Origin of the sequence: Enterocloster bolteae (genome assembly GCF_002234575.2) — a bacterium.
GTDB classification, from domain to species: domain Bacteria; phylum Bacillota; class Clostridia; order Lachnospirales; family Lachnospiraceae; genus Enterocloster; species Enterocloster bolteae.
Map to the genome: position 1 here is coordinate 2,938,981 of NZ_CP022464.2, position 16,400 is coordinate 2,955,380.

At 35.8% G+C, this 16,400-nt stretch carries 14 protein-coding genes and 1 pseudogene; 13 read left to right on the plus strand and 2 right to left on the minus strand.

All coding sequences use genetic code 11. The annotated features are described in order from the left end of the window. Nucleotides 1-29: 29 nt before the first annotated feature. Both CGC65_RS13675 and CGC65_RS13680 read right to left on the minus strand, forming a co-directional pair. Nucleotides 30-1,826, minus strand: coding sequence for a BlaR1 family beta-lactam sensor/signal transducer (locus CGC65_RS13675; protein WP_002567443.1), 1,797 nt, complete (start codon nt 1,824-1,826; stop codon nt 30-32). Between the two features lies 1 nt (nt 1,827). Further along, on the minus strand, nt 1,828-2,214 hold the full coding sequence (locus CGC65_RS13680; RefSeq protein WP_002567444.1) for a BlaI/MecI/CopY family transcriptional regulator: 387 nt from the start codon (nt 2,212-2,214) through the stop codon (nt 1,828-1,830). 832 nt (nt 2,215-3,046) lie between these two features. Between CGC65_RS13680 and CGC65_RS13685 the strand changes: the two genes are divergently transcribed. The 13 genes and pseudogenes from CGC65_RS13685 (at nt 3,047) to CGC65_RS13745 (ending at nt 16,308) form a co-directional block, all read left to right on the plus strand. Then, entirely contained in the window at nt 3,047-3,460 is a 414-nt protein-coding gene (locus CGC65_RS13685; RefSeq protein ID WP_002567445.1) for an RNA polymerase sigma factor, read from the plus strand. Nucleotides 3,461-4,111: 651 nt separating this feature from the next. Next, complete coding sequence (locus tag CGC65_RS13690) at nt 4,112-4,315, plus strand: SHOCT domain-containing protein (protein WP_002567446.1); 204 nt, start codon at nt 4,112-4,114, stop codon at nt 4,313-4,315. A gap of 17 nt (nt 4,316-4,332) precedes the next feature. Then, nucleotides 4,333-5,898, plus strand: a complete 1,566-nt coding sequence (locus CGC65_RS13695; RefSeq protein WP_002567447.1) for a recombinase family protein — start codon at nt 4,333-4,335, stop codon at nt 5,896-5,898. A gap of 2 nt (nt 5,899-5,900) precedes the next feature. After that, complete coding sequence (locus CGC65_RS13700) at nt 5,901-6,767, plus strand: recombinase zinc ribbon domain-containing protein (RefSeq protein ID WP_002567448.1); 867 nt, start codon at nt 5,901-5,903, stop codon at nt 6,765-6,767. 55 nt (nt 6,768-6,822) lie between these two features. After that, nucleotides 6,823-8,442 (plus strand): recombinase family protein, encoded by a 1,620-nt coding sequence (locus tag CGC65_RS13705; RefSeq protein WP_002567449.1) that lies wholly within the window; start codon nt 6,823-6,825, stop codon nt 8,440-8,442. 222 nt (nt 8,443-8,664) lie between these two features. Beyond that, nucleotides 8,665-8,892 (plus strand): helix-turn-helix domain-containing protein, encoded by a 228-nt coding sequence (locus tag CGC65_RS13710; protein WP_002567450.1) that lies wholly within the window; start codon nt 8,665-8,667, stop codon nt 8,890-8,892. Then, a complete protein-coding gene (locus CGC65_RS13715) occupies nt 8,889-11,627 on the plus strand; it encodes a type I restriction endonuclease subunit R (protein ID WP_002567451.1) in 2,739 nt (912 codons plus the stop codon). The genes CGC65_RS13710 and CGC65_RS13715 overlap by 4 nt, the downstream gene beginning before the upstream one ends. Before the next feature lie 12 nt (nt 11,628-11,639). Further along, entirely contained in the window at nt 11,640-11,996 is a 357-nt protein-coding gene (locus tag CGC65_RS13720; protein WP_002567452.1) for an MreC domain-containing protein, read from the plus strand. Nucleotides 11,997-12,085: 89 nt separating this feature from the next. Further along, nucleotides 12,086-12,289, plus strand: a pseudogene (locus tag CGC65_RS13725) (type I restriction-modification enzyme R subunit C-terminal domain-containing protein); the annotation flags it as partial. Continuing rightward, a complete protein-coding gene (locus tag CGC65_RS13730) occupies nt 12,279-13,058 on the plus strand; it encodes a hypothetical protein (protein WP_002567453.1) in 780 nt (259 codons plus the stop codon). The pseudogene CGC65_RS13725 and the gene CGC65_RS13730, both read left to right, overlap by 11 nt. Nucleotides 13,059-13,080: 22 nt before the next feature. Then, nucleotides 13,081-14,208, plus strand: a complete 1,128-nt coding sequence (locus tag CGC65_RS13735) for a restriction endonuclease subunit S (RefSeq protein WP_002567454.1) — start codon at nt 13,081-13,083, stop codon at nt 14,206-14,208. Continuing rightward, a complete protein-coding gene (locus tag CGC65_RS13740; RefSeq protein ID WP_002567455.1) occupies nt 14,208-14,813 on the plus strand; it encodes a hypothetical protein in 606 nt (201 codons plus the stop codon). Before CGC65_RS13735 ends, CGC65_RS13740 begins: the two co-directional genes overlap by 1 nt. A gap of 4 nt (nt 14,814-14,817) precedes the next feature. Beyond that, entirely contained in the window at nt 14,818-16,308 is a 1,491-nt protein-coding gene (locus tag CGC65_RS13745; RefSeq protein WP_002567456.1) for a class I SAM-dependent DNA methyltransferase, read from the plus strand. Nucleotides 16,309-16,400: the final 92 nt, after the last annotated feature.

The window sequence follows — 16,400 nt, forward strand, 5'->3', positions numbered from 1 at the left end:
GTTTTTTCTTATCTATATGATTGTTACTTTTATAATTTATAAATATTCATATCAGATAATATAGAAAGTGTAATTTCAGATGCGATACTGCCAGTTGCATTATCTATAGCTTGAATATTTGTTGCAAAAAAATATGTATGATTTTTAGATTCCACGAAACCTATAAACCAACCGTTTACATTTTTTTCTTCAATACATCCAGTACCAGTTTTACCATAAATTGTGCAATTAACATCTGAAAATAGCTGGATACTTTCTTTTGTAGTTTGAATGTTTTCTGGCGTAAATCCAAAATCATTAAAGTATAATGACTTTAAAAGTTCTACTTGTTCTATAGGAGAGATTTTTAAGGAGGATTCCATCCAATATGAAGAAAGTTCTCCATTTATGTTTTGATTTCCATATCCAATTTGTTCAATATAAGATTGCAAATTAGATTTACCTAACTTTGCATCCAAAGCTTGAAAATACCAATTAACAGAAGAATTCATTGCAGAAAACAGAGTTTGGTCTTCATTCCATGATTCAAATGGATAATTCTGTTGAGGACAGGAAATAAAAGAATTTTCTGAAGTAATAATATTTTCTTCTAAAGCAAATAGAGCATCATATATTTTATAAGTAGAGTTGGGAGATATTCGTATAGTTGCTTGTTCTATATCGTATATATTCCAATTATCTTTCTGTAAATCGTAAAGCACAAAACTTCCTTTGTACCCATCAAAATATGATGAGAGATCTACAAGCGTAATCTTTTTTGAGGAAGTATCCCAAGTATAGCATTCCTCCGATGCATATGTGGACAACATAGGAGAACAGCCAAAAAGTAAAATAGCTGTCATGAAAAAAGCAATCAATCCTTTTATTCGTTTCCAATAGGTAGGATTTTCATAAGAAGCAATGTTAAGAATACGACGTTTAATTTGCTTCATATTTCCGCCAAGTCCAGCTACAAATGGAAATGGAGTCGTAGAAATTTTTTCAGCAAAATTAATTAATGTATTTCCATAGTTAATATAGTCCTTATATTCAAGCATTTTTAATACAGAACTATCACAAGCAATTTCCCTATCATGACACATTTCTTTTAGCGCAACAAATACAATAGGATTAAACCAATAAATAATTCTAATAAGAATCATAAAATAGTTAGTAATATTATCCCTATATTTGTAATGTTGTAACTCATGTAGCAACATATATCGTAAATCAGAAGTATTATAATCAGAAATCAAATGTATCGGCAGATAAATGCATGGTTTACAAATACCAACGATGATGGGAGATTTTAAAAAAGCAGTACTGTAAATGGGGATATCCTTTTTTAAATTCATCTCATCTAAACAACTATAATAAATTTTTCGTACTTCAACATTTTGCAAAGATAGAGCGGATTTTTTTAACATATGTAAGTGTAAAACTGATTTTGTAACCAAAATAATCATTGTTAGTACACCTACAATCCAAACAGCTCCTAAAATCAATCCAAATATTGATGATGTATCTTGAGTGATAGAAAGTGTAAAGTCATTCATCCAATTCATATTATTTTCAAAAATTGTTTCATTGGTTGTATGTGATACAATATCATTATTTGGTAATCCTGATTGTGGAATGTTACTAAATAACGCAAATATGGAAAAAAATTTTGTTGGCTTTAATGGTACAAAAGGGATTAACAACAATATAAATAATAAGAACCATAAATTATATTGCATACGGCTAGTTAAAATTTTTTTGAATAATTTTTTAACTACTAAAAGGATTCCAATGATACAGCTAATCCATAAATTACAAATGAGAAAGCGTATCATAAAATCACTCATATTACTTTCCTCCTTTTTGTGACATTTTTGTGAGAATGGAACGGAGTTCCTCTATTTCTGTTGTAGGTAATGTATCATCTTCGAGATAAGAGGATATCATAGCTGTTATTTTACCATTATAATAACGATTTAAAAAAGAATGACTTTTTTGTTGAATATATTCTGATTCGTTTATTAGAGGAGAATATACAAATACTCGACTTTGTTTTTCATATGTAAGTACTTTTTTGGTCACAAGTCGTTTTAGCATTGTATGAATAGTTTGAGGACTCCAGTTTGTTATTTCTAATAGTTTTTCTGTTACTTCGTTTGTATTAATAGGTGCATATTTCCATACAATTTTAATAACTTCGAATTCGGCTTCAGAAATCTGTGGTAATTCCTTCATAAATAAATACCTCCATATTATATGTCCGTTAGAAACAGTATAATCATATTTAATAATAAAGTCAAATGGAAAGAAGGGGCTTACATTAATGTCACTACAGTTTCATTAACATGACTTTAGTTTGCATCATATTGTATTGTACTGTTGTTGCACTTTTTTGTGTTATCAATATGTTTTGTCCAATATATTCCTTTAATTGTTTTGATTTGTATACTTGAAAATGATGTTTTGGTAAAGTTTAATAATTGTGAATCTACTGTTTATCTAAAGAAAAATAAAACAAAGAAAATAACAGACCGGATTTTGATCCGGTCTAATCGTCGTGAAAATTTTATTTAGTTGAAAATCATTAAAAAGCTTGCGAAAAGGTATTGACTTTTGTTAGCAGGTTTTTATGCGAAAAAACAAGAAAAATGTAATATTTTATCGAGAAATTTTCAGGTTTTTCCGACACCATTATACAAGAATTTTCGATATATTTCGCTATGATATCCATGTTGATTTCAATAGAAATCATATAAAACTTCATGAAATACGATAAAAAATGTAATTTCATATAAAATGAAAAATTTGATCCAATATTGTAATCGAAGGAAAAACAAAAATTGCAAATGTTCATCTAATAAGAAACCATTCGTTTGTTTTCATCTCAATGCTTATGATAAAACTTATTTTCAAGCACATTATTTTTATGTGAAAAATTTCATATTTATTTTAAAAAGCGAATCTCAAACCGAGGTTTGCTTTTTTTGTTGTGTAAACAGGTGCCGATCACCGCCAGCCTCTGATTTAAATTTGCCACTCAAAACAAATTTGAATCGGAGGAATGAGTATGTGTAAAGAAGATAAAAAACAATATTTTGTTCAGATTGGAAACAAACAAGTAGAAGTAAATCAGGAAGTATATCTGGAGTTATATAAAGATCAATTATATGAAAAAAATCAGCAAAGAAAAAGAAGAAGAAATAATATTCTGAGCTTTGATGCGATGAATGAAGAAAATAATGATGTTTATGACTTTGTTCCTGATATGAATTCCAATGCTGAAGAAGAAGCAATACATAGAGCTACAATGCATAAGATAAAAGAAATTCTGAAAGAAATAGATCCAGATAATATTATATCACTCAACTATTTCTTAGAATATTCAGAACATGAAATATCAGCTATTTTAGGAATTCCAAAACATACAGTGAATAGAAGAAAAAGAAAAATTTTAAATTCCATAAAAAAATTAATGGAGTAAATATCAAAATATAGATTGATTTCAACTAAATTTTATATAAAAAATAGCCGAAAATACAATGTTAAATTATATAAAATGACAAAGTTTTGAAAATTTAAAAGTTTTTTGCATCAAAACCTTTCGTAGTGACCTGATATATGAAGGGTTTTTTATTTTCACCTTTCTGTGTTCTTTGAAAACCAAATATCCAGCAATATAAATACGTTACTCTGTTCTGCCCAAAAGGGACAAGCAGTACCATGCAGTGCGCCATGACGATTCGTTACAACAGAACGTGAAATAAAAATATTCTTGAGCGAGGTTCGTTGGTCTGTAATACATAATCCGAGCGATTTATGCTGTATGGGTATGATCTTTTGGCAGGATCAAATGCCATGACCGGAGCAGAGCCACAATGATACTTCTGCCGAGTCCCAGACATCGCAAGGACGGCAGCCCGCATGACGGGGGAGGTGAAAAGCCTATGTGTGTAGCCAAGCACAGTTTATATTGCTGCCCAATGCCGGGGAAGTAGTGTCAAATACGGCAAATTTAAGTCAGAACAGTGTGCCGCTATTAAGCGGCACACATTTGTGACTTTTCATCAGAGAAAGAGTGGCTCTTTGATGAAAGGTCATAAATAGGAAAATAGTCATTAAGGGGGGGAATTATATGTCAAAAGATCAGATGCAAAATGAAATCAGATACCAGCTTTCCAAGGAGTTATTGACAAGAATGCTCTTTCGAAACCTGATTACCGAAGAAGAATACAATCGGATGAACAGTTTGAACCTGCAAACCTTCCAGCCGGCAGAAGCCAAACTTTATGAAAAAAATAGTAGATGTGTCACTGAAAAGCAGGTATCCTTTGCTTGAAAAAAGGAGGCATAAACATGAATGATACAGCAAAAACAACAGACATAAATGAAGAACCGATGATGAAAAACGTCTGTGCCTACTGCAGAGTCAGCACCAATATTCCACACCAGAAAGGCTCTTATGAATCCCAGCTGGAGTATTATGAAAATATGATTCGTAGCAAAGCCGACTGGAATTTCGTAGGCATCTATGCGGACTATGGTAAAAGTGGAACCAAAGAAAAAGGCAGAACGGATTTTATGCGTATGCTGGAAGACTGTGAAGCAGGAGAGATTGACATCATCTGCACGAAATCTATATCAAGATTCGCCAGAAACACAGTGGAATGTATACAGGTAGTGAGAAAGCTGAAAGAAATGCACATTGATGTGTACTTTGAAAAAGAAAGAATCCATACACTCCCGGAAAAAAGCGAATTGCTGCTTTCCATTTATTCCTCTGTAGCACAGGCAGAATCAGAAAGCATTTCCTCAAACCAGAAATGGAGCATACAAAAAAGATTTCTGAATGGTACCTACATACTGCCTAATCCGGCATATGGCTACTGTACAAATGCAAACGGATTGCTTGAGCTGGATCAGAAGCAAGCAGCTGTCGTGAGATTTATATTCGACGAATATCTGGAGGGAAATGGAATATGGCGGATTGCCAAAAGCCTGAACGAGCAGAAGATACCAACAAAAACAGGAAAGGCAGCTTGGTTAGGCGGCGCCATTTATATCATTCTGAAAAACAGCGTCTACACAGGTGACTTGCTTCTTCAGAAAACATACAGTGAGGACATTGTACCATTCGTAAGAAGAAAAAATAATGGGGAATACCGTCAGGTGCTTATTGAGAATGATCATGAACCAATCGTAACACATGAGGAGTATGAAGCCGTTCAGCGAATGCTGAAACAAAAGGCAAAAGTAAAAAAAGCAGGTAAAGAAGAACAGCTGGAAGAACATTCAGAGTTTAAAGGAAAAGTCATCTGTGGTATCTGCGGTTCTTCATACAATCGTCAAGTGAAAAAAGGCAGGACAGGCAAAAGCAATATCACTTGGAGCTGTGCCAGACGCATACAAACAAAAGACTTATGCGAAAATGATATTATCAAGGAAAGCCAGTTGGAGCAATTATTTATAACCATGTGGAACAAGCTGTCAAATCACTGTGATGAGATACTGGTAGCACTGATGAAGGAGCTGGAGCATTTAAAAGCAACACCTATGATACAGAAGCAGTTGGAACAATTAGACAAACGAATACAAGAGCAGAAAAAGCAGAGAGAGATTCTCAACCACTTGGCAAGTGGAGAGATGATCGACTCTGCTTTTTATATGGAACAGCAAAACATGATTAGCAAAAACCTAAAAGAGTATCAGAGAGAAAAGGAGCAATATCTTCAGAAATCCAGACAGAGAAAAGAATTGATACAGACAAAGGAACTGATTAAGCAGTTCAAAAAAGGACCGCAATATCTGGAAGTATATGACAAGACATTATTCCAAGCAATCGTAAAAAAGATTATTGTAAATCCCAACGAGTTAGTATTTGAACTGACAAACGGATTAAAGCTAACAGAAAGAAGGAAATAAATATGGGAAGAAAAGTAACAGTATACGGCTATCAATTTAAAAATGGCATATTGCAGGCAGATAAGGAACAAAGTAGATTTGTGCAGGAGATATTCAATGTATATAACAGCGGCATTTCAGTATCAAGGCTAAAAGACCATATCGAGGGACTGGAAATCAATCGAGTAAAGCTCAATGATATGCTCAGTGACAAAAGGTATATGGGGGATGAGAACTTCCCAAAGATTATAGAACCGGAATTATTTGAAGCGGTACAGCAAATGAAAAAGGAAAGACGCAAAGCAATAGGCAAGGAACAGTCCTATATCTATTATAAAGAATACTTCCTTCTGGGTGATAAAATGAAATGCGGAGAATGCGGCAGTGAATATCACTGCTACAAGCATGGAGATAAACAGATATGGGATTGCAGTAAACGAATTGTAAAAGGCAGGGTACACTGCAGAAATCAGCATATACAGGAAGCCCAAATCAAAGAATTATTTATGCAGGCAGTAACTAAAATGAAAAACCATCCGGAAAAGATTAGAAAAATTACGATACATAAATTCAAAAGAAATATTCGTTTACAGGCAGTAGAGCATGAAATAAAGCTTCTGAAAAACGACAGCAGTCATAACATAGACGAATTGCTGGAGCTGATATATAAAAGAGCATCGTTACAGTATGAAGACTCCGATGATGGCGGAGCAGAATACTATACAAATAAAATAGTAGATTTGCTTCAGCAGCATAAAGAGCAGACAGAAGAAAAAACATTCGACAAAGACTTGTTCGAATCAATAACCCAAACAATTACTATATACAAAGATGGCAGAGTGATGTTCACACTGAAAAACGGAGTGAATGTAACAGAAATGCTGCCATAAAACGGTGTGAAGAGTATGGAAGAAAAATACAGCATAAAAAGAAAGGAAGTATATTATGAATAGCACAGCGACTGATCGAAAAATCAAAATAATTCCGCCCAAAGCTAATATGAATACAGAAAAGAAAAAGAAAGTAAAAAAAATCAATGTTGCCGCCTACTGCAGAGTCAGTACAGCACAGGAAGACCAGGAAACCAGCTATGAGGCACAGGTGGCATACTTCACAAAACTGATTACAGAAAACCCCAGTTGGAATTTGGCAGGGATATATGCAGATGATGGTATCTCCGGAACAGATATGAAGAAAAGGGATAACTTCAATGCCATGATGGAAAGATGCTTGCAAAAAGATGGAGATATCGACCTGATTCTGACAAAATCCATTAGCCGATTTGCCAGAAATACAGTTGACTGTCTGTCCTGTATCCGAAAGCTGAAAGAACGAAATATCGCTATCTACTTCGAGAAAGAGCATATCAATACACTGGAATCCACAGGAGAACTTCTGATCACCATACTCAGCAGCCAGGCACAGGAAGAAAGCCGAAATATCAGCGAAAATGTGAAATGGGGCTTAAAGCGAAAATATGAAAAAGGAGAGATGCTGGTCAGAAGAATGTTTGGATATGGCAAAGGCACAGATGGACAGCTGTATATCATTCCAGAAGAAGCAGAAGTGGTACGATTGATTTACGGAAAATATCTGGAGGGGGAAAGCCTAAACAGTATTGCCCGATTACTGAAAGAAAAAGGTATCAAAACTATCAGGGGAAATATAGAATGGAACGTGAATTCAATTCGTACCATCCTAATAAATGAAAAGTATATTGGTGATGCCATGGCACAAAAGACCTTCACAACAGATTATCTGACCAAAACACGAAAAGAGAATCAAGGGGAGCTTCAAAAGTATTATGTGGAAAATGCTCATGAAGCGATCATACCAAGGGAAGTGTTCTATAAAGTCCAGGAAGAGCTGCGCCAACGAGCAAATATATATAAGAAATCAAGCAAAAAGGAAACAGAATCAAAGGGTAAACATACAGGAAAATACGCCTTATCCAAGATCACGGTCTGTAAGGAATGCGGCTGTGAGTACCGCAGACAAATCTGGTCGAAGTACGGGGAAAAGAAAGCTGTATGGAGATGTGAAAACAGACTGAGAAATGGGACAAGATACTGCAAAGATTCCCCAACCATAGAGGAAAATGTATTACATAGAGCAGTATTACATGCCATAAATCAGGTTCTTGAAAACAAAGGTGACTTCGTCCAGACATTCAGAAAAAATGTAGTCACAGCACTGACCCATGGCACAGAGGATTCGGAATATGCCAGAGAAAAGAAAAAGCTGCAGAAAGAAATGGCAGAACTGATACAGCAGCAAGCCAAGCAGAACGGCGATAAAACTGCCTTTGAGGAACACTGTCAGGCGATCACAGCACAGATAGAAGCATTGGAAATGAAGCAGATCAAAGCAGCCAGTAGAGGCGAGAAAGGCAGGAAAATGGAAGATATCGAGAATTTTCTGGACAAAACAAACTGCATACTGACAGAGTACAATGATAAGCTGGTAAGACAGCTGATTGAGAACATCAATGTAGTGAATGCAAGAAAGGTAGAGGTAGTATTCAAATCTGGAATTACAGTTGAGGAGATGCTTCCGGAATATTAAACGAATAAGAATGGAGTAAAAAGCTGATCGTCACTTTTAACATTGAAACACATTCCAAAAAGGCATCATGTTATCAAGGGTCAAAAACTGAATTGTATTAAAACAAGTATCGGTAAAATTTCTGATACTTGTTTTATCCCCAATATTTTGTCTAAATTGATATTTTCACGCTTTCGTGATATAATACAATTTAAATGTATATCTGTGTATGGAGGAAATAATATGGCTGTCAGTTATAAAAAACTTTTTCATATGATGATTGAAAGAGATATGAGCAATGCTCAGTTAATGGAACAGGCAGGTTTTTCGGCAAATATCATTACTCGTATGAAAAGGGGCAGCTATATTTCCTTAGAAAGTGTAGAAAGTATATGTCGAGCAATGTGCTGTGGCGTAGATGATATTTTAGAGTTTATACCCGATGAACATGAAGAGGTGAATAAACAATGACACCTGAACAGAAAGCAAGACTATCGATCGATAAAAAATTAGAACAATCCGGCTGGACGGTACAAGATTTGAAGCAATTAAATCCAATGGCTTCCCTTGGCATTGCTGTGCGTGAGTTTCCAACAAATACTGGTCCGGTCGATTATGCGCTTTTTGTGAATGGAAAACCGGTTGGTGTTATTGAAGCAAAACCGAGCAATGCAGGCGAGAATATCACCACTGTAGAAGAACAGTCTGCACGTTATGCGAATAGTACCTTTAAGTGGATAAAAACGGAATATTCCATTCGATTTGCCTATGAAGCGACGGACAAGCTAATCCGATTTACGGATTATAAAGATATCAAGTTCCGTTCCCGTACAGTCTTTTCATTTCACAGACCAGAAACCTTGGAGTTATTGCTTGCAAGTCAGGATACGATCCGGAACAATATGAAGCATTTTCCTCCGCTTGATGAAACCGGATTTCGAAAATGCCAGATTAACGCCATTCAAAATTTGGATAATTCTTTTGCCAATAATCGTCCGAAAGCGTTGGTACAAATGGCAACTGGTGCAGGCAAAACATTTACGGCGATTACAGCAGCATATCGTTTGTTGAAATACGGTAAGATGAATCGTATTTTATTTTTGGTGGATACCAAAAGTCTTGGAGAACAAGCAGAGCGTGAATTTCTTGCTTATACACCAAATGATGATCCCCGCTCTTTTTCTCAGCTTTATGGAGTACGTCGATTGAAATCTTCTTATATTCCTTCTGATGTTCAGATTTGCATCAGCACGATTCAAAGAATGTATTCTATCCTCAAAGGTGAAGAATTGGATGAATCTGCTGAGGAAACATCCTTTGCAGAATATGCAACTGCCAATACCAAGGCGCCAAAAGAAGTGGTATATAATGCAAAATATCCTCCAGAATTTTTTGATTGTATTATTGTGGACGAATGTCATCGCTCTATTTATAATGTGTGGAGTCAGGTGCTTTCCTATTTTGATTCTTTTATCATTGGGCTGACTGCTACACCAGATAAGAGAACTTTTGCCTTTTTTGATGAAAATATCGTCAGCGAATATCCCCGTGAACAGGCGATTATAGACGGTGTCAATGTAGGTGAAGATATTTTTCTGATTGAAACTGAAATCACAAAAAACGGGGCACATCTGATGAAGCAGGTGATTGAACATCGTAACCGTCTGTCACGTGAAAAACGCTGGATGCAGATGGACGAAGATGTTGATTATGTTCCGCCGCAGCTTGACAGAGATATCGTCAATCCTAGTCAAATTAGGACTGTGATTCGTACTTTCAAAGAAAATTTATTTACGACGTTATTTCCACGAAGAAAAGAAGTACCGAAAACCCTTATTTTTGCAAAGACGGACAGCCATGCGGATGATATTGTCCAGATGGTGCGGGACGAATTCGGAGAAGGAAATGATTTTTGCCGTAAAATTACATATTCTGCAGAAAATCCAGAATCTGTACTTAGTTCTTTTCGAAATGACTATAATCCTAGAATTGCTGTCACAGTTGATATGATTGCTACTGGTACTGATGTAAAACCCATTGAATGCCTGATTTTTATGCGTGATGTTCGCAGTAAAAATTATTTTGAACAAATGAAAGGGCGTGGCACTCGTACACTGGGAAAAGATGATCTGCAAAAGGTCACGCCTTCTGCAACGGAGAACAAAGATCATTTTGTGATTGTAGATGCAGTGGGTGTTACCAAGTCCAAAAAGTGTGACACCCGTCCACTGGAAAGGCAACCTTATGTTTCCATGAAAGAATTGATGATGAATGTAGCACTGGGTTCTAAAGACGATGATACACTTACCTCATTGGCAAACCGTATCATACGTTTAAATAGCCAGATGAACAATTCTGAACGGAAGCAGTTTAAAGAAGTAGTGGGAGAAAGTGCGGAAAAAGTTGCAGAAAATCTGCTCAATGCCTTTGACGAAGATGTGATTACAGAAAAGGCTAAGGCAGATACAAAAACCGAAACACCATCGGATGAAGCACTGAAACAAGCACAAAAAGATTTAATTGCGCAGGCAGTAGCACCATTTATGAATCCTGATACACGTGATTTTATTGAAAATGTCCGCCGGAGTCATGACCAGATTATTGATAATGTAAATCTGGATTCGGTTTTGTTTGCCGGATATGATGTGCAGAAAGAGGAAACTGCTGACCGTGTGATACAGACATTCCGTACTTTTATTGAAGAAAACAGGGATGAAATCATTGCTTTGCGTATCATTTACAGCGAATCCTATGCAAACCGTGCGATGGCGGTAGAACAACTGAAAGCATTATACGCAAAACTCAAGTCAAAAGGTATCACCGTGGAACGTCTGTGGGATTGCTATGCCATTAAGAAGCCAGATAAAGTAAAAAAAGGTGTAATGGCACAGCTTACTGACCTTATTTCTATCATTCGCTTTGAGATGGGGTATACGGATCAGCTTTCTCCATTTGCTGATAAGGTGAATTACAACTTTATGAAGTGGACGCTCAGACGAAACGCAGGTGCAGTACATTTTACCGAGGTACAGATGGAATGGTTGAGGTTGATTAAAGACCATATTGCAAGTTCTTTGAGTATTCTGCCGGAGGATTTGGATCTGACACCATTTGATAAAAAAGGTGGACTGCTTGGCTTCTACGAAGCATTTGGAGAACAGTATGAAGAAATTTTAGAGGAAATGAATATAGAATTGGTGGCGTAAAGGAGTAAAAGTATGGGGTTTTATGATGCTTTTAAAGATGTACTTAATATGGCACAAAAAGTTGACAACATCGACTTATACAGACAATTATTAGATTTAAGCGCACAAGCTCTTGAAATGCAAGAAGAAATCATAAAATTAAAAGCAGAAAATAAAGAATTAAAAAGCCAGAAGGATATCGAAGATGATATTGAGTATCATGTAGATCCTTTTATAACCAGGAAATCGGATAAAAAACCGATTAAATATTGTGCAGCTTGTTGGGCAGATAAGAAAAAGTTACTGCCATTGCAAGATTTTGGGGGAAACGATTATCGATGTCCTTTTTGCAAGTTTAAAATAATGGATACAAGTAATTGGACTAGATAAAAACATCAACCTTTATCCTGTTGCTATGATAACAGAATTCACTCAGTGGACGCTTAAACAAAACCGCAGGCGTAGTATATTTTTCTGGGGAACAGATGGAGAGGTTGCGGTTGATTAAAGACCATATTGCAAGTTCTTTGAGCATTCTGCCGGAGGATTTGGACCTGACACCATTTGATAGAAAAGGTGGATTGTTTGGCTTTTGTGAAGCATTTGGAGAACAGTATAAAGAAATTTTAGAGGAAATGAAATATGGAATTGGTAGCATAAAGGAGAAATACTATGGCAATTGATTTTGATACTCCAATGACTTTTTATGAATTACTGGCAGTTATATTGGCTGCTATTGCAATCATTATTCCTATAGTACAGGCGATTTGGAAAAAGTGGTTTAAAAAAGCAAAACTTAATTATATTTCAAATGGTAAAGCAAAACTTTTATTCAATCAAAGTGGTTCATATTTGCAAATTGATGGTGTATATGAAGCAATAAATAAACCTATTTCGGTTAAAAAAGTTACTGTTCAGATCAATCGACAAAAGGATGATGCAAAATTAAATTTGTTATGGTCGAGTTTCAGATCTCCAGTTTACCAAAATATAGCAGGAAATGCTCTACAAACAACGGAAACAGCACATCCTTTTCGAATTGAGGAAGATAGTATCATGTGTGCTTTTATAGAATTTGCAGATGTTTTTGACTCTTTTGGAAAAACTTTTATGCAGGAAACTAAACCTTTATTTGAAAATATAGTACGAATACGCAAAGATTATGCAGATTATGCAGAGGCATTAAGCGAATATCAATCTTTAGAAGAATACAAAAAGGCTAAATCAATTATTGAAAAGGAGTTCTTTTGGAATATAGGTCAGTATAGGATAGAAATAGAAACATTTTATAAAAATGAGTCTGTTAAATATTCTTTTACATTTTCAATAAGTGAAAGTGATTATAGACAACTAAAATCCAATATTGATGAATCTTTAGTTTCTCCTCTAAAAGATAGATACGCAATAATGAGAAACTATCAATGGGCAGATATTGAACTAAAAGAAGCATAATTTAATTAAGGAGAAAATGTGAATGAATCAAGTTGAACTCGGAACAATTCTACATATGGAAAAAGGTAAAAAGCCCCAAAAACAAAGTAAGGAAATAGAAGATGGTTTTTTACCATATGTAGACATAAAGGCTTTTGAAAAGGGAATTATTGATAGTTATGCTTCTCCAGAAAAGTGCGTGCTTTGTGATGATGGTGATTTACTTATCGTATGCGATGGCTCTCGATCTGGTCTTACTGGACGAGCCATCAAAGGAGTAGTAGGGTCTACGCTCTCCAAAATTAGTGCAGACGGTTTAACGAGAGAATATCTAAGGTACTTTATTCAAAGTAAATATACACTATTAAATACTCAAAAAAAAGGAACGGGTACACCGCATTTAAATGCTCAAATATTAAAACAATCCAAGTTAATTATTCCTTCACTACCAGAGCAAGAGAGGATTGTCGCAAGGATTGAGGAGTTGTTCTCCGAACTGGATAAGGCAGTTGAAACGCTGAAAACCACGAAGCAGCAGCTTGCAGTCTACCGTCAGGCGGTGCTGAAAGAGGCGTTTTCCTGTGCTGATACATTTGAGCCATTTGGGAGTATTATGACTTCACGTCTGGGTAAGATGCTTGATAAAGAAAAAAATGTAGGTCTGCCAGAACAATATATTCGTAATATTAATGTCCGATGGTTTTCGTTTGATTTATCTGATTTGCTAAAAATGCGTATTGAGACAAAAGAAATTGAAAAATATAGTATTAAATATGGAGATCTTATAATTTGCGAGGGTGGAGAACCTGGGAGATGTGCTGTTTGGGATCGAAATGATAGTATTTTTTATCAGAAAGCACTACATAGAGTTCGTTTTAAAAATGGTGAAAATCCCAAGCTTTATATGTATTATTTGTGGTTTATATCACAAACAGGAGAATTAGAAAAATATTTCACTGGAACAGGAATAAAGCATTTAACAGGGCAATCCCTACTAAAAGTTCCTGTTCCAATTATAAGTATTTCTAAACAAAATACTGTTGTACTAAAAATTGAGTCCCAACTATCCGTCTGCAACCAAATTGAAAAAATGATTGAGCAATCTTTGCAACAGGCAGAAGCCATGCGTCAAAGTATTCTAAAACAAGCGTTTGAAGGAAGGTTAGTGTGATGCAGATTATTGATTGGTTAAATAAGAATAGTGGTGCAATGACCTTTTTAATAACAGTTGTATATGTGGTTGCAACAATTGCCATTTGTCAGGCAAATATTAAATCTGCAAAAGCTACTCGTGAGCAGTTAGAGGTATCAAAAACTCAATTTGAAGAAACAAAGCGGTTAGAATTTTTACCGTATTTACAATTTCAACAAATTTCTTCTTCACAAAATGAGTATAAATTAAAATTGGTATTATGTGATAAAGATATTGACGGTGGGACATATGTATGCTGTTTTAATGTTCAAAATATTGGGCGAGGCACAGTCAAAGATATAATATACACTTATGAATGGGATGATTTTTCGAAAAAGTACGATCGAGGACCATTTCCAATTGGAGGTTTGATGCCAAGTGGTAATTCAAATATCAGAATAGAATTTGCATTACCCAAAGAGCAACGCAATTCTGTAAAATGTGCGTTTCAACTTCATTTCAAGGATTTGTTAGAGAATGAGTACAATCAAAGAATTGAGTTTCATTTCGAATCGAAAAATACAGCACCTATGGTTTTGGAAAATTATATAGTACAATCTCCCATAGTGATCAATAAGGAGTAGAAACATGTTAGAACAAACAACAACTATAATCTCAAAAGTCTGGGGAATGTGTAATCCGCTTCGGGATGATGGCGTATCTTACGGCGATTATCTTGAACAGCTTACATACCTAATTTTTCTGAAAATGTCGGATGAATATGCAAAACCACCTTACAAACGGGATACAGGGATTCCCTCTGGCTATACTTGGTCAGATATGAATACATTAAAAGGCGCAGAGTTGGAAGACCAATATAAAGCCACACTGGAAAAACTGGGAGAACAAGCTGGCATTTTAGGACAGATATTCAAGGGCGCTGTTAACAAAATCAGCAATGCGGCGATTCTGTACCGTGTAGTACAGATGATCAATAATGAAAAGTGGGTAGCAATGTCCTCCGATGTAAAAGGCGAAATTTACGAAGGCTTATTGCAGAAGAATGCAGAAGATATCAAAAGCGGAGCAGGACAATACTTTACACCTCGTCCGCTGATTCGTGCTATGGTGCGTTGTCTGCGTCCAGAGCCGATGAAAACCATTGCTGATCCCTGCTGCGGAAGCGGTGGATTTTTCCTTGCAGCTCAGTCTTTCCTTGCTGATCCGAACAATTATGCGTTAGATAGGGAGCAGAAGGGATTTTTGAAAAATGAAACTTTTTACGGAAATGAAATTGTTCCGGCAACATATAAAACGGCGCTAATGAACCTGTATTTACACAATATTGGTGATATTTATGGAAATGTTCCGATTACGTTGGGCGATGCGTTGCTGACAGATCCAGGATATCGTGTAGACTATGTGATGACCAATCCGCCGTTCGGCAAAAAGTCCTCTATCACCTTTACAAATGAAGAAGGGGAACAGGAAGACGAAGATCTCGTTTATAATCGACAGGATTTTTGGACAACCAGCTCGAATAAACAGCTTAATTTCGTGCAGCACATTAATACAATTCTTAAAGCGACAGGGAAAGCGGCAGTTGTTGTGCCGGATAATGTTCTGTTTGAAGGCGGTGCAGGGGAAGTCGTTCGGAAAAAACTGCTGGAAACAACGGATTTGCATACCATTCTTCGATTGCCTACTGGTATTTTTTATAAACCTGGTGTAAAAGCGAATGTTTTGTTTTTTGATAAACGTCCTGCTAGTGCGCAGCGTCAGACAAAAGAGGTATGGATTTATGATTTACGTACAAACATCCATTTTACCCTCAAACAGCATCCAATGACTGATGCTGATCTGGAAGATTTCGTTTGTTGTTATCATCCAGAAAACAGATATGAACGTACAGAAACCTATTCGGCAGATAATCCAGATGGTCGTTTTCGTAAGTTTTCAATAGAAGAAATTATGGAAAGAGATAAGACAAGTTTGGATATTTTCTGGATTAAAGATAAGTCATTAGCAGATCTTGATAATCTTCCATCTCCAGATGAGCTAGCCAATGATATCATTGAAAATTTACAAAGTGCGTTGGACAGTTTTACTGCTTTGCAGGCACAGTTGAATAAAGGTTAAATTTCATGACCGTACTGTTTTTACTGTGCGGTCTTTTCGTTACATCAATTTCGTTAAGGACATTATGCAAAAGGTTTTCGTTTTTTTTGATT

What these genes read in the sequence shown, in the direction of transcription:
- CGC65_RS13675 (WP_002567443.1), bottom strand. Translation starts at nt 1,826, where the DNA reads ATGAGTGATTTTATGATACGCTTTCTCATTTGTAATTTATGGATTAGC.
- CGC65_RS13680 (WP_002567444.1), bottom strand. Translation starts at nt 2,214, where the DNA reads ATGAAGGAATTACCACAGATTTCTGAAGCCGAATTCGAAGTTATTAAA.
- CGC65_RS13685 (WP_002567445.1), top strand. Translation starts at nt 3,047, where the DNA reads ATGTGTAAAGAAGATAAAAAACAATATTTTGTTCAGATTGGAAACAAA.
- CGC65_RS13690 (WP_002567446.1), top strand. Translation starts at nt 4,112, where the DNA reads ATGTCAAAAGATCAGATGCAAAATGAAATCAGATACCAGCTTTCCAAG.
- CGC65_RS13695 (WP_002567447.1), top strand. Translation starts at nt 4,333, where the DNA reads ATGAATGATACAGCAAAAACAACAGACATAAATGAAGAACCGATGATG.
- CGC65_RS13700 (WP_002567448.1), top strand. Translation starts at nt 5,901, where the DNA reads ATGGGAAGAAAAGTAACAGTATACGGCTATCAATTTAAAAATGGCATA.
- CGC65_RS13705 (WP_002567449.1), top strand. Translation starts at nt 6,823, where the DNA reads ATGAATAGCACAGCGACTGATCGAAAAATCAAAATAATTCCGCCCAAA.
- CGC65_RS13710 (WP_002567450.1), top strand. Translation starts at nt 8,665, where the DNA reads ATGGCTGTCAGTTATAAAAAACTTTTTCATATGATGATTGAAAGAGAT.
- CGC65_RS13715 (WP_002567451.1), top strand. Translation starts at nt 8,889, where the DNA reads ATGACACCTGAACAGAAAGCAAGACTATCGATCGATAAAAAATTAGAA.
- CGC65_RS13720 (WP_002567452.1), top strand. Translation starts at nt 11,640, where the DNA reads ATGGGGTTTTATGATGCTTTTAAAGATGTACTTAATATGGCACAAAAA.
- CGC65_RS13730 (WP_002567453.1), top strand. Translation starts at nt 12,279, where the DNA reads ATGGCAATTGATTTTGATACTCCAATGACTTTTTATGAATTACTGGCA.
- CGC65_RS13735 (WP_002567454.1), top strand. Translation starts at nt 13,081, where the DNA reads ATGAATCAAGTTGAACTCGGAACAATTCTACATATGGAAAAAGGTAAA.
- CGC65_RS13740 (WP_002567455.1), top strand. Translation starts at nt 14,208, where the DNA reads ATGCAGATTATTGATTGGTTAAATAAGAATAGTGGTGCAATGACCTTT.
- CGC65_RS13745 (WP_002567456.1), top strand. Translation starts at nt 14,818, where the DNA reads ATGTTAGAACAAACAACAACTATAATCTCAAAAGTCTGGGGAATGTGT.